Annotated in this window: 13 protein-coding genes and 1 pseudogene; 4 read left to right on the top strand and 10 right to left on the bottom strand. The window is 40.1% G+C overall.

Going from position 1 to position 14,254, the window contains the following annotated elements; genetic code table 11:
• The first annotated feature begins 29 nt into the window (after positions 1–29).
• On the top strand, positions 30–1,163 hold the full coding sequence (gene dnaJ, locus ACO59Y_RS01220) for a molecular chaperone DnaJ (RefSeq protein ID WP_486129928.1): 1,134 nt from the start codon (positions 30–32) through the stop codon (positions 1,161–1,163).
• A gap of 298 nt (positions 1,164–1,461) precedes the next feature.
• Here the strand turns inward: dnaJ and modC are convergent, their stop codons facing one another.
• The 3 genes from modC to modA form a co-directional block, all read right to left on the bottom strand.
• Entirely contained in the window at positions 1,462–2,517 is a 1,056-nt protein-coding gene (gene modC / locus ACO59Y_RS01215) for a molybdenum ABC transporter ATP-binding protein ModC (RefSeq protein WP_486129926.1), read from the bottom strand.
• On the bottom strand, positions 2,504–3,232 hold the full coding sequence (gene modB, locus ACO59Y_RS01210) for a molybdate ABC transporter permease subunit (RefSeq protein ID WP_486129924.1): 729 nt from the start codon (positions 3,230–3,232) through the stop codon (positions 2,504–2,506). Before modB ends, modC begins: the two co-directional genes overlap by 14 nt.
• Positions 3,233–3,297: 65 nt before the next feature.
• Positions 3,298–4,062, bottom strand: coding sequence for a molybdate ABC transporter substrate-binding protein (modA, locus tag ACO59Y_RS01205; protein ID WP_486129922.1), 765 nt, complete (start codon positions 4,060–4,062; stop codon positions 3,298–3,300).
• A gap of 123 nt (positions 4,063–4,185) precedes the next feature.
• Here modA and ACO59Y_RS01200 point away from each other — a divergent pair, with 123 nt between their 5' ends.
• Positions 4,186–4,953 carry a TOBE domain-containing protein gene (locus ACO59Y_RS01200; RefSeq protein WP_486129920.1) on the top strand — a complete coding sequence of 256 codons (768 nt, stop codon included), beginning with the start codon at positions 4,186–4,188 and terminating at the stop codon, positions 4,951–4,953.
• A 215-nt stretch (positions 4,954–5,168) separates the two neighbouring features.
• Here the strand turns inward: ACO59Y_RS01200 and fdhF are convergent, their stop codons facing one another.
• Complete coding sequence (gene fdhF / locus ACO59Y_RS01195; protein ID WP_486129930.1) at positions 5,169–7,328, bottom strand: formate dehydrogenase subunit alpha; 2,160 nt, start codon at positions 7,326–7,328, stop codon at positions 5,169–5,171.
• A gap of 214 nt (positions 7,329–7,542) precedes the next feature.
• On the opposite strand from fdhF, the gene ACO59Y_RS01190 reads away from it, so the two are divergent.
• A complete protein-coding gene (locus tag ACO59Y_RS01190) occupies positions 7,543–8,127 on the top strand; it encodes a methyltransferase domain-containing protein (RefSeq protein WP_486129918.1) in 585 nt (194 codons plus the stop codon).
• Between the two features lie 413 nt (positions 8,128–8,540).
• On the opposite strand, the gene ACO59Y_RS01185 is transcribed toward ACO59Y_RS01190, so the two are convergent.
• The 6 genes and pseudogenes from ACO59Y_RS01185 to ACO59Y_RS01160 all read right to left on the bottom strand — a co-directional run bounded on the left by ACO59Y_RS01185 (position 8,541) and on the right by ACO59Y_RS01160 (position 13,246).
• A complete protein-coding gene (locus ACO59Y_RS01185) occupies positions 8,541–9,677 on the bottom strand; it encodes an IS1595 family transposase (RefSeq protein WP_486129916.1) in 1,137 nt (378 codons plus the stop codon).
• Positions 9,678–9,941: 264 nt separating this feature from the next.
• Positions 9,942–10,223: a hypothetical protein gene (locus tag ACO59Y_RS01180; protein WP_486129914.1), complete on the bottom strand. Its 282-nt coding sequence runs from the start codon at positions 10,221–10,223 to the stop codon at positions 9,942–9,944.
• A 1-nt stretch (position 10,224) separates the two neighbouring features.
• Positions 10,225–11,127 carry a DUF4435 domain-containing protein gene (locus ACO59Y_RS01175; RefSeq protein WP_486129912.1) on the bottom strand — a complete coding sequence of 301 codons (903 nt, stop codon included), beginning with the start codon at positions 11,125–11,127 and terminating at the stop codon, positions 10,225–10,227.
• Entirely contained in the window at positions 11,105–12,442 is a 1,338-nt protein-coding gene (locus ACO59Y_RS01170) for an AAA family ATPase (RefSeq protein ID WP_486129911.1), read from the bottom strand. The genes ACO59Y_RS01175 and ACO59Y_RS01170 overlap by 23 nt, the downstream gene beginning before the upstream one ends.
• Before the next feature lie 242 nt (positions 12,443–12,684).
• A pseudogene (locus tag ACO59Y_RS01165) lies at positions 12,685–12,879 on the bottom strand (OmpA family protein); the annotation flags it as partial.
• Positions 12,880–12,907: 28 nt separating this feature from the next.
• The gene (locus tag ACO59Y_RS01160; protein WP_486129909.1) at positions 12,908–13,246 is read right to left on the bottom strand and encodes a helix-turn-helix domain-containing protein; all 339 of its coding nucleotides are present in this window, start codon (positions 13,244–13,246) and stop codon (positions 12,908–12,910) included.
• A 118-nt stretch (positions 13,247–13,364) separates the two neighbouring features.
• Between ACO59Y_RS01160 and ACO59Y_RS01155 the strand changes: the two genes are divergently transcribed.
• On the top strand, positions 13,365–14,254 hold an 890-nt coding region (locus ACO59Y_RS01155; RefSeq protein WP_486129907.1), incomplete at its 3' end, for an IS1595 family transposase.

The raw sequence follows: 14,254 nt of genomic DNA, 5'->3' as shown, positions 1-14,254 counted from the left end.
TGATATTTTAAACGGAAAATTGAAACATTATGGCAAAACAAGACTACTACGAACTACTCGGCATCTCAAAAGGCGCGGACGAAAAAGAAATTAAACGCGCCTACAAAAAACTCGCGATGAAATATCACCCCGATCGCACGCAAGGCGATAAGGAAAAGGAATCTAAATTCAAAGAAATTCAAGAAGCCTACGAAATCCTTAGTGATAAAGAAAAACGTGCGGCTTACGATCAATACGGTCACGCCGCCTTTGAACAAGGTGGTTTTGGCGGTGGATTCGGCGGTACCGATTTCGGCGATATGTTTGGCGATATTTTTGGTGACATTTTTGGCGGCGGACGCACTCGTCAACGTGTCGTACGCGGTGAAGACTTACGTTACGACTTAGAAATCACTCTCGAAGAAGCGGTAAAAGGCGTTACCAAAGATATTCAAATCAATACCCTCGCACATTGCGACAGCTGTGACGGAAGCGGTGCAGAGAAAGGTTCGAAAGTGGAAATCTGTCCGACCTGTCACGGTGCCGGACGCATTCGTCGTCAACAAGGTTTCTTTGTCACCGAAGTCGCTTGCCCGACTTGCCAAGGCTCCGGCAAAAAAATCGAAAAACCGTGCCGCAGCTGTCACGGCGAAGGCCGCGTGCATAAAAAAGAAAATCTTTCCGTTAAAATTCCGGCCGGCGTGGACAGTGGCAACCAACTTCGCTTGGCCGGTAAAGGTGCGGCGGGCGAACAAGGCGCACCGGCCGGCGATTTATATGTGATAATTCACGTGAAAGATCACCATATTTTTGAACGTGACGGCAATAATCTTTATTGTGAAGTGCCGATTAGCTTCACGACTGCCGCGCTAGGTGGTGAGATTGAAGTGCCGACGTTAGACGGTAGAGTAAAACTCAAAATTCCGGCGGAAACGCAAACCGGCAAATTATTCCGGATGCGCGGCAAAGGCGTAACCTCCGCCCGCAACGGCTACGCCGGCGATTTAATTTGTCGCATTGTGGTCGAAACACCGGTGAATTTAAGCAAAGAACAAAAAGAATTATTGGAAAAACTGGAAGAAAGCTTGCAAGGAAAAGGCTTGAGTAAACACAGTCCTAAATCCTCCGGTTTTCTAGACGGAGTGAAAAAATTCTTTGACAATCTAGGCAAGTCAGACAAATAAGCTCGCATAAAAAAGTCCGCACTACGCGGACTTTTTTCTATCGGCGCTCCGCATTGCGCAAATAAGAACACATTCAATTTAAACGGTTCTTAAACATCGTGACAACGCCTGTGCTATTTGTATCCGATGCGGTGCTGTTTTGAGTATTCAATGCGGTGCTGTTTTGAGAGATCGTAAGAATGGCGATATGCGCACTTATAAAAACTTCCCGATAAACTAATTCGATACGACAACAAAAGTCTCACCCAAACTCTCAAAGGAAAATCGTTTTTTGCCGCCGATCATTTCATTAAGGGAATTAAACGACTGAAATTGCTTTAATTTGCAAGTAAACCTCTTGCCCTACGGCAAAACGTAATTCATTTTGCGCCCATCTACTGACGCTTGCCCAGATTTTATGCCCTTCCACTAACACCGCAATATCGATACGTCGTTCTTGCCGTTCAATTTGTACGATTTGCCCACGCAAAATATTGCGAATACTGGTTTGCTGCGGCTTAACCAAGGTAACGGAGACATCCGAACTGTAAATACAGACGCGTACGCGTTCGCCCGCTTCCGCTTGCACTTGATTAAGCCAAAGAGCTTGATGGCCGAGAGAAAGGGCGCTCATTGCGTAAGCCGGATTATGTAAATAGAGCGGTAATTCCAGCACGCTACTTTGTTCACTTTCACCTTTCCAAGGCGCAAAAATCGGGCTGTTCCAAATTTTTTCTACGCTGTCATAAGCTTTTACTTTACCGTTTTCCATTAACACCACGCGATCGGCCAAGCGCAACAATTCATCTAAGCTATGCGTGACATATAAAATCGGAATATTGATTTCTTTGGAAAGGCGTTCCAAATAGCCCATCAATTCGCGTTTACGCGGAACATCAAGCGCTGAAAGCGGTTCGTCCATCAGCAAAATATCGGGATCCGTCAACAGCGCGCGTCCGATGGCAACCCGTTGTTTTTCACCGCCAGAAAGCGTGAGCGGATAACGTTTCAATAAATGACCGATTCCGAGTAATTCGACGATATAGTCAAAATCCGTCTGTGAGACATTATTCGCACCGTAACGCAAATTACCTTTCACCGTATAATGCGGAAACAAACGCGCGTCTTGAAACACATAACCGATTTTGCGTTGATGCACCGGCACATTTTGTTGCGTTTCTGTATCCACCAAAGTGCGTGTATTTAAGCGGATAAATCCCTCGTCCGGCGCAGTTAAACCGCTCACCAGATTAATCAATGAGGTTTTACCTGAACCGGATAAGCCGAAAATCGCGGTAACGCCTTGCTCGGGAATCTGTAAATCGGCCTGCAACGCAAGTTGGCCAAGTTGTTTTTTTACATTAATTTGCAACATTAGGTTGTCCTAATTTTTTCTGCATACGTTTGCTTAACCATTCCGATAACAGCAAAGAAATCAACGAAAGGATGATCGCAAACAAACACAAACGCGCGGTTTGTTCTTCTGCTCCCGGCGTTTGAATAAAGGAATACATTGCGAGCGGTATCGTTTGGGTTTCGCCGGCAATATTGGAAACAAAAGTGATAGTAGCGCCGAATTCGCCGAGCGAACGGGCAAATCCCAACACTAAGCCGGCTAATACGCCGGGTAACGAAAGTGGCAAAGTTATCGTGAAAAACACGCGCCAAGCTGACGCACCTAATGTTTGCGCGGCATGTTCTAATTTAATATCGATGCTTTCCAAAGAAAGTCGAATTGCGCGTACCACTAATGGAAAAGCCACCACGGCGGAGGCCAGTACTGCGCCTTTCCAACTAAAACCGAAGGAAAGCCCGAACCAATGATATAAATATTTACCGATAAAGCCGTTACGCCCCATCGCTACCAACAGCAAATAACCGATAACGACAGGCGGCAACACCAACGGCAGATGAATAATGCCGGTAATTAGCGATTTTCCGTAAAAATTTTTACGCGCCAGCAACCAGGCAACTAAGATCGCCAATGGTAAACTCCACAACATCGAACTAACGGCAACGCTTAAACTTAAACGAATCGCGTCAATTTCCATGCTGCTGAGATTAAAATAAGAGAGGAATTGAGTAAGCAAATTATGTTCCTTGGCATAATAAAAAGGGCAGAAACCTGCCCTTTCATTGAAAAAATCAATCTGAATTATTTCACGGAAAAACCATAACTCACAAGCACTTTTTTCGCTACGTCGGATTCTAAATATGTTAAGAAATCGCGAGAATCGGCGTTGTCATGATCTTTTAAGATCGCGACCGGATAAACAACCGGTTTGTGGCTGTCGGCCGGGAAAACGCCCACAGTTTTCACATTAGGCGAAACTTTTGCATCAGTGCTGTACACGATGCCGTAAGGGGATTCCGCACGTTCAACTAGTGCCAACGCGCCACGCACGTCTTTCGCACGGGCTAAACGATCTTTCACTTTGTCCCATAAATTTAATTTGGTTAATGCTTCTTCGGCATATTGACCGGCCGGTACATGCGCCGGATCGCCTACGGACAAGTAACTGTCTTTTAATGCCGCAACCCATTCGCCTTTTGCGATATCCACGGAATTCATCGCGCTTTTCGCCGGCGCAATTAACACTAAATCATTTCCCACCAACACTTTCTCTGTTTCTTTGACAATTAAGTCTTTTTCGGAAAGGTATTTCATCCATTTATTACTGGCTGACACGAAAATATCCGCCGGTGCGCCCTCTTCCACTTGTTTTGCCAAAGTTGAAGAAGAAGCGAAAGAAAATACCACTTCGTTTTTCGGATTTTGCTTGGCGTAATCGGCTGCCACTTGTTGCAACGCATCGGTCATAGATGCTGCTGCAAAGACGGTGACTTTCGCCGATGCACCAATCGAAAAACCTAATCCGGCGATTAAAAGTGCGGTTGAAATTTTGGTTAATTTTTTCATTCATCATCTCCTCTATGATTTAACGTTATTTACTTAATTATATATTGAAATAAAAAATAAGCATATCGAAAAAATACGATTTTGGCATAAAATATATAACGCTAATATTCATAAGGGGATGAAATGAAAAATACCGAAATTTTACTCACAATCAAATTACAACAAACGCTTTTTATTGACCCTAAACGCGTACGTTTACTCAAAGAAATTCAACAATGCGGTTCCATTAATCAGGCGGCGAAAAACGCTAAAGTCAGCTATAAAAGCGCTTGGGATCACTTAGAAGCGATGCACAAAATCAGTCCACGTCCTTTGCTGGAACGCAATATCGGCGGCAAAAACGGGGGCGGCACTGCACTTACTACTTACGCCGAGCGCTTACTTCAGCTTTATGATTTACTGGAAAAAACACAAGATCACGCATTTCAAATTCTGCAGGACGAATCGGTACCGCTCGATAGTTTGCTCAGTGCCACCGCGCGTTTTTCCTTGCAAAGTAGCGCACGTAATCAATTCTTCGGTAAAGTGGTTCGCCAACGCATTATTGATTCCCGTTGCGTAGTGGATGTAAATGTGACGAATTTGCCGGAACCGTTGCACGTTTCGATCACCACCAAAAGTTCTGCCCGCTTGAAACTGATGACCGAAAAAGAAGTGATGCTGATGTTTAAAGCGCCTTGGGTAAAAATCACCAAACAACCGTTAGAAAACCAAGCCAATCAGTTTGCGGTGACGATTAAATCTGTCAATGACGAAGAAGCGATTCTGCAATTCGGTGACACTGACATTGAATTTTGCGCCACCGTCAGCCGACCAAACGATTGGCAAGTCGGTCAGCAGGTTTGGGTACACATCGATCAAGAACAAATTATTTTGGCAACACTGGGATGAGGCGAAAGCGCCTTCCAATCCACCGCATTCGCCTTGCAATCGGTGAGATGCTCAAATAGCACCGCATTGGAGCCCCTAATTTCAAGCCTTGTCGAAACCTGCAAACCGCGCCGTTCATAAAAAACAAAAAGACCGAGCATGAAGCCTAACTCGGTCTTTAACTAAAATTCCATCCTTTAAAAAAGGAGAACTTGCGTTCTCCTTTCATGTATTGTTTAAGCTGCCAATGCGGTCTCTCTTAAGCGTTTTTTGAGTTTCGCGTATTCGCTGATCACATACCGCTCCCCCCAAGCTTGGTCGTCGATTTTTTCGATCCGCACTGCACTGTATTTGTATTCCGGCGTACGAGAACCCGGGTTCAAATGTTCGGCAGTGAGTTCGTTACATTTTCCGATCCACCATTGGTAGGTCATATAACAAGCGCCTTTGTTGGTGCGGGTGCTAACATCTGCGCGAGAAATCACTTTACCGCGAGATGAAGCAATCCATACCAAGTCGTTATTTTTGATACCAAGGGCTTTGGCATCTTGGTCGTTCATTTGCACAAATCCCGGCTCATCGGCAAGCGCAGCAAGCGCTCGGCAGTTACCGGTCATTGAACGGCAGGAATAGTGACCCACTTCGCGCACGGTGGAAAGCACGAGTGGAAATTCTTCGGAAACGACTTCCATTGGCGGTTCCCAGTCGCAGGCAAAGAACTCGGCTTTGCCGTTCGGACGGTCAAAGATTTGTCCTTTATACAAATAAGATGTGCCTTGATCTTCCGGCCCTTCATCGGTACAAGGCCATTGGATATAACCTAAGCCTTCCATTTTTTCGTAGGTCGCACCTTTATAAATCGGGCAAAGCGAACGAAGCTCATCCCAGATTTCTTGGGTGTTGTTATAGTGCATCGGGTAGCCCATGGCTTGCGCGATGAGACTGATAATTTCCCAGTCGTCTTTCACGTTACCGGTCGGTTCAACGGCTTTATAGAAGCGTTGGAAACCACGGTCGGCAGCGCTATACACGCCCTCGTGTTCGGCACAAGAAGTTGCCGGCAATAACACGTCCGCTTCCGCGGCGGTTTGGGTCATGAAAATATCTTGCACAATCAGAAATTCCACTTTCTCAAAGGCCTTTTTCACGGCATTGATATCAGGCTCTGTTTGCAATGTATCTTCGCCCATGATGTAGAACGCCTTGATTTTATCTTCCATGATGGCTTCCGGCACCTCGCTGAGCGGCACGCCCGGTTTAGTTGGAATGGACGGCACGCCCCAAGCTTTTGCAAATTTTGCATTAATTTCCGGATCGGCAAAGCTTTGGTAGCCTGGTAAGACATTAAACAATGCGCCCATATCGCAAGCGCCTTGTACGTTGTTTTGGCCGCGCACAGGGTTTACACCCACATTCGGTTTACCTAAGTTACCCGTCAACATTGCCAAACTTGCCAAGGCACGCACGGTTTCTACCCCTTGACGGAACTGACATACGCCCATCCCCCACAAGATGGTGGCTGTTTCCGCTTTGGCATAAGTGCGAGCGATTTCACGCAACATTTTCGGCTCGATACCGGTGATATGTTGAGTGGATTCCGGTGTGTAGGATTTAACGGTTTCATAGAACATATCGAAATTTTCAGTATGTTCATCGATAAATTTTTGATCTTGCAACCCTTCTTCTAAAATCACATTCATCATGGCATTCAAGAATGCCACGTTACTGCCGTTAGCAAGCGGAGCATAAATGTCTGCAATACGGGCAGTTTCGATTTTACGCGGGTCACAAACAATGATTTTCGCCCCTTTTTGTTTAGCGTGATTAATTCGACGCGCCACAATCGGGTGTGAAGTAGAGGCATTATAGCCAAAAATAAATACGCATTTGGTATCTTCAATCTCAACGATTGAGTTAGACATTGCGCCGTTACCGACCGATTTGAGCAGACCTGTTACAGAAGGGCCGTGTCATACGCGCGCACAACAGTCAACGTTGTTATTGCCTAATACCGCACGGGCGAATTTTTGCATCACGAAATTCACTTCGTTGCCCGGTCCACGGGAAGAGCCCGTTACCATGATAGATTCGTTGCCGTATTTTTCTTTGATTTTTCTGAGACGGTTAGCGGTGTAAGAAATTGCCTCTTCCCAGCTTACCGGTGTGAATGGTTCACCACGTTTGTAGCGGATCATCGGTTGAGTCAAGCGAGGAGTCAGGATTTTTGTGTCATGCACAAAATCCCAGCCGTAATATCCTTTTAGGCACAACTCCCCTTCGTTGGTTTTGCCGTTTGCACCTTCAGCTCCCACAATTTTGTTGTTCTCCACCAAAAGATGGATTTTACAACCTGAAGCGCAATACGGACATACAGTAATCACTTTTTTAATTGCCATAATTAATGTCCTTATTTTAGATACGCCAACTTAAAACGGAATTAACATTCCAAGGGAATCATACGCTTTTTATTAGGCATATAGGCATATAAAATTTAGGGTTTTATTGATATAGAACAGGTTTTATTGAATCTGCCAAAACCCAAATGACATAAAAATATATACATGCTAGAATCGCCCGCGTTTCGGCTAACTATTACTTAAGGAGTAACTTATGAGAGAAACACACAAATCGATTGTTCAACGTCGGATTAAAAATATTAATTTTATCAATAGATACTTTGTCGGAAACGGAATCGATATTGGCGGTGGTCCTGATTCTCTAGCCCAGTTCTTAGGCATTTTTCCTAAAATGCTAAGTGTAAGAACTTGGGATCTTGAGGACGGTGACGGACAATATCTTGAAACCGTTCCTGATTGTACTTTTGATTTTGTTTATTCCTCCCACTGTTTAGAACATTTATATGACCCTGTTATCGGGTTGCAAAACTGGTTACGTGTGTTAAAGCCGAACGGTTTCTTAATCGTCACAATTCCGGACGAAGATCTATACGAGCAAGGCATTTGGCCTTCAGTAAAAAATACCGACCACAAACATAGTTTCACCATTCACAAAAATCATTCTTTAATGCCGGCTTCCGTAAACGTACTGGATCTTGCCCGACACTTTTCCGACCAAGTTAATATCGAAAGTATTATTCAAGTGCACGATTATTATCGTGAAGGCTTACCGCGGGAAATTGACCAAACGCTAGGTGATGCCGAATGTGCCATTGAATTTATTTGGCAGAAGAAATAAGCCAACAAAAAATAGAGCAAGAATTCTTGCTCTATTTTTTTAGCTCCCGCTACTTCCGTCGGACATCGCCAAGAGCACCGCATTGGAGCCGCTAATGGCGCTGCCAAACTAGAAACTGTGATACTACGAGTCGCTCAAACGTAAAAGTGCGGTCAATTTTTGCGGAGTTCTCGGTATTATGTAGCAGTTGCACAAAGCCCGAAAATTGACTAAAACCGCATTCCAAATTAAATGCCTTTCCGAGGTAATCTTGTGAAAGGTATTTATTTTTCCTGAAATTCTACGTAATTTTTCACGCAAATTCTTCATTTTCCGCTGATTTAGGCGTGAGAAATCCGCTCGACCTTGATTTCGGTAAGCTAATTATCCCTTTCTATTTAAATTTGATGAAATATCGGTAAGGCTATTGCAATCTACGCAGCTAACAGTATTTCATCATATTTCATTTGTTCTTCTAATCGCTTGAAGTAGTTTTGTGAAATTTCTTCGGGGGCAAAGGCTTTCATTCCGATTAACTCACCTTGACGGTGATTCCCTTGCCAGTAACCGACCCATTCTTTGAGCGGTAATACCCATAAACAGCGTTGAAGTACATCAGAAAATAATTCACCGTTGGATTTTCTACGATTGTCTGACATAAATGCCGCTTGATTGGCGTAATGTAAGGCATATTTATTATCGGTTTTATGGTGTGTGCCACGCATTAAATCTCGCATTCTGGCGTTGAAAGACTCTGCTAGATTGTTGTTTACACCTTTTGCACTATAAGCCTCTTGATGATTCACCGACCAACGGTTGTAATGAAAATTAAGATTGTTGTAGGCAGGGTTTTCGTCACACATAATATCGCTACCTGCTTTTACGAAACGTTGGTTCAATGCAAAAACTGTATCGGTATTTTCGGTGTAATCCATTGCCACAATAGTACGGTTTGAACCCCACATTTGTTCATCATTGGCAGAACGTTGGTTAAGGCTGATAATGCAGCGTTTAGTCGGTCTAAATTTGGGAAATTTCCGTTCTTTTTCATCTGCTTGTTGGCGTTGTTTATGGTTGTTTTTACGGTAGTTTGGCTTGCGTAGCGTGAAGTTAATCCAAGCTCCATCTTCGTGAATTTCGCCTTGCATTGGGCGTAAATCGCGCGTTTTGAACAGGGCTTCACGCAACTTGTGGCAAAGTACGAAAGCCGTTTTGTAATTGATGTTGAGGTGGCGACTAATATCAATCGCACTAATGCCTTTTGAGCTATTTACCATCAGTAAAGTAGCGGCAAGAATATCGACCAACGGGAGCTTGTGAAAAGAGAAAATGGTGTTGGTGGTAATGTAAAAATGACGTTGGCAGTGCTTGCAGCACCAGCGTTTGCGAGATTCGAGAAAATAGGCGTGGTGGCGAATGCCGCAATACGGACAACAAACATCGCGAATGTTATCGGGATTACCCCAGCGTTTTGCTTTGAGGAGATGAAAGGCTTCGCTTTCGGTTAAACGGAAAATGTCTTTGAGTGCGATATTTTTTGATTTACTTGCCAATAGGTGATGTTGAGCCATTATGAATTTCCTTGTGTAGTACAAGGTATTCGAGTTTGCTAAACGCTAGACATAAAAAATCGCCCATCTGAAAGTTTAGATTGGCTCAAAGCGTTTTAGCCTCGAATACCGGTACTAACACAAGAAAACTTGTGATCAAACGCCTAGATAAACATATTGCGACATTCACCTCATAATATGGCAAGTTACGCAAATTTTTACAGTTTATCTATCTTTCCCATTTAAGGAAAGCACTGGCGAATAATTGATTCGTGACTAAGTTTATTATGCATCTTTAGATAATTCTAGACCATACCAGAGACGCCCCTCGGTCTGCATTATAACTACTTTAGCATCTATTTCATGTTCAATGAGTATTTCATTAATTTCATCAAACACATCCCTTCTTTCTTTTATGTTAGAGTTGTAAAAAAATAATTTCTCAGGAGCATTGTATTTTTTACCATTTGAAATTAAATAGTTGCAACAACCAATTTTTAATAATTCATTTTTAAGAATTTCATACTTCTTATTTGAATCAATAAATATAGAATACATTTTATCCAATTTATCTCTCCATTAATATAAATCTTTCACAAGAAGATATTTGCTTTACATCACATTTTTGAGCCAGATATCTTAGAAATTTTAATTTATCTATAGAACAATTACCAATATACTTTAATTTCTCAAGGAGTAATGGAAATAAATGATCTTTACCAGAAATAAATCTTAATTTATCACTATCTTTACAGATTTTATTTGAGATTGACGATTTTATTATACTATACGAAGGGCAATATTTATATAGATCATCTATTTCATTACATAATTCATTAACCTTATTTTCTGATAACTTATAATATATACCTTCTTTACATAATTCTTTATTTTTTATTCTATCTAAAGAATTCGATATTAATGGTGGGGAAGGACCTTCAATTTCCTTTAACTCATTTAACGAAAATGCGATCGCAAAACTTTCATATAAAGGAACAAGTAATGACGAAATCATCAAATGAAATTCATTTATTTTTAGTTTAGAAGAAAAATCTTCTATTTTTGATGAGTTAGTATTCAGGAATTCTATTATATTCTCTTCATCTGTTCTTAATAATAAATTCTCTATACAATACATAGGTAAAATATAAAGTCCTTTCTGACACACTTCATCTTTAGTTAACAAATATAAATCTCCATCGATAATACATAAGCTTGGACTATAAGGCGCCTCATTATTTTGAAGAAGACTCTTGTGTTTATCAAGAACTAATTCTCTTGAACCTATAGGTTCAATCTTTATGTTTGAAAATTTTTCAGAGAAGAGCTTACTAAATATTAAATGATATATTTTATCATATCCTTCTGCAGTATCTTCTATATATAAATGTAAGACATCATTTATATCTTGATAAAAATTTTCTCTGACACATTTAACATTTCGTCTTTTAGGCAACTCGTTTGTTATCATCTTTTGTTCTACAACTTAAAGGAATGCACTTATCCTCTAGATTATCAATTAACTCTGGAGAATGGGTTGCTAATATTAGTTGAACAGTTCTATTTTCTTTAAAGTTTTCAAAGAAATTTCTTAACATATCTTGCCAATGAATATGTAAAGATAGCTCTGGTTCATCAATTAATATTAAAGAATTATTTTGTTCTCTAAATATAATATGGGATACAATAGTAATTACTTGTTGCTCACCTGAAGAAAGTTCATTTATATTAAGTTTTCTTTTAGAATCCTTATGCGTTGCAAAAATTTTTCCTGTTGAAGTTACATTTATACTTTTTCCTGTATATTTAAGAAAATTATTTATTGTATCTATAAAATGTGTGATTGGTTTCTTAACGCCCTCAACACCTTTATTGTATCCTTCTATCTTTTTTATAATTTTCTTGGTAATTTCAAGCTGCCTACTGTTTAGTATTAGAAGAAGTCTTCTTTCTTCTTCTTTTTTGCTTATGTTTATTTCTGATAATTTATTAAAAAAATCATTAATTTTTTCTTTAATATTCTTTATATTAAATTTTTTCTCGATATTTTCTATCGTTCTAATTACATCAGACTTGCTTTTTATTAATTCGTTGATATCATTTTCATTATCTGAAATTTGTAAATGGTCATTTACAGTCATAAATTCAAAACAAATTTGTAGAATATCAGAATATAGATTTCTTTGAAGATTATCAACCTCGTTATGTAGTATCTTAATTTTATTCTCAATGGCATTTTTTATTTCATTATGAGATAGCTCTACTTTACTAGAAAAATATGTTCTTATTAAAAAATTATCTTGGAATTCATTAAAATCTTGCCCAAGTTTGTTTTCGATCATATTTCTTTTTAAGTCTAGAAATAAACAAGAGAACTCTTTTGGAATTATTTTATAAAACTCACTTCTTTTGAATTTATATTCTGTCTCTTCAAATGAATCACTGTTAGGTATGTTAATCCATATTTTCTCGTCAACAAGATCAGGGTTATTATTAATCTCTTTTGTTATATTCTTGATATTTAATTTTTTGATAGAATTATCTAACTTACACTCTATTTTATATTTGTTTTTATCTTTTTCTAAATAAACAATAATATTACTAAACTCAAGGTTAGATAAATAATGAAAGTCAGGAATTGGAGAAGTTATAGCCTTTATAGTTTTCAATACTGCCGTTTTTCCAACGCCATTAATACCAGTAATGAAATTAAGATCACTATTAAATGTGATATCTATATCTAAGAAGCCATGTAACTTGGAACAGAAAAATCGAGTAATTTTCATACAACACCTATACTTTACAATAACCACTTTTTATCATGGTATACGATTACGAAGATTAGACAATAATTACACTCGTTAACCCTCGGGATAGAATTTAACCTTAAATCTTTTAGTCGTCAATGATGGTTTGTATGTAAACTAGTCATCTATAACAAAAAAAGCAACCTCATAAGAGGTTGCTTTGAACAGAGGTATATGAACAAGATCTTCAAAACCGTTAGGCTAAGAAGTCGGTTTGCAGATTACTGCAAATTCTGTTCTAGCAATGCAGGATTTGGATTGCATGTAATATGCGGACTATAGGGATAGTTCGCATCGTAAAGTGGAGCTGGACCGATTGGACCTGCGACTTTTCCGCTTGTACCAGCGTTAAGTTCAGTACCTTGTGCTTTCACGACCACACGACGGTTTGGGCGTAAGCACCCTTTAGCAGCTTGGTCTTATCTTTATTGTAGCACGTTGGATTTATTCTTTATCTTGAGCGATTGCAAAAATCGCAAGGTTAATTTTACGTTGGGTTGAACTATCACAAGATTGGAAGCTCGCCAATAATTCTTTTTCTAATTGTGTTAAGTCCAATGTATCGGTTTTATCGGTAAGCATTTCACCATTCCCACTTACTAGCCAATTTAGATTGATACCTAATCGGGTATGCAATTTCATCAAGGCTTCTGCACTTGGTTCACGCCCACTTAAAATGTAATTTTGTAGGGTTCTATAAGGTATATCAGCCTGTTCAGCAAAGGTTTTTAAATTGAATCCTTTTGCTTCCATAACACGTTTAAGTCTTTCACTTGTATTCATTTGTGTATCTTTATATTGATTTTTGTTTTTAAATGTGTATATTTAGTACCGTAAATAGAATTATTATACATCTTTATGTATAACGCAACAAATGCAATCCATAGGGTTTAAACATTAAATGGCTCAACACTTCCTCCTTTCCAGCAAAGCCCGCACGCTTTCGCCACTCAAGATAGCTCGTCTATCTGATGACGAAGCTCGGGCATTGCTATGCCAAATTCGTTGGGGGAGTGAGGAAAATGTGGTGTGTCCGAAGTGCGGCGTTCAACATATTGCTTATCACATTGCCAGTCGTAATCAATGGCGGTGTAAACATTGTCATCATACCTTTAGTGTCACATCAGGCACAATTTTTGCCGACCGTAAGTTATCTATTCAGACCTATCTTTATGCCATTGCCTTATTCGTTAATGCTGTTAAAGGCTTGTCTGCTTGCCAACTTTCTCGTGATTTGAATGTACAGTACAAAACAGCCTTTACACTCGCCCACAAAATCCGTGAAAGCCTACAAATTCAAAAGCAGCTTTTCCCATTATCGGGCGAAATTCATATCGATGGCACTTATGTTCATTCTGCCCCACGCTCTAAAAATAAGAAAAGTGAACGTGTGGATAGACGACTGAAGGAAAATACTAATCCTCACAAGCGGTCAGTTTTGGTTATGCGAAGCCGTTATAGCGAAGAAGAAACCGCAGAAAATCCGTATTTAGTAGGCGCAAAGAAAACCTTAACTTTCCCGATTTTATCGGAAAATAGCCAAGTCGTGAATAAACTGGCAACAAGCTATATTAAGGCTGGCAGTCGTATTCATGCGGACGAAAACTCAGCTTATGACGAATTGATGGTTCGCTATGATTTACGCCGTGTAAACCATCAAAAAGAGTATCGCAGTGATGAAGGTATCACTAACAATCTTGCAGAAAGCTATTTCAGTCGTTTTAAACGTATGATTATTGGCACACATCATAAAATCAGCAATAAGTATCTTGATAACTATGCCAACGAATG

This window comes from Rodentibacter sp. (assembly GCF_057314195.1).
Note: the sequence above shows the minus strand (reverse complement) of the source record. Positions and strands in the feature narration are given on the sequence as shown.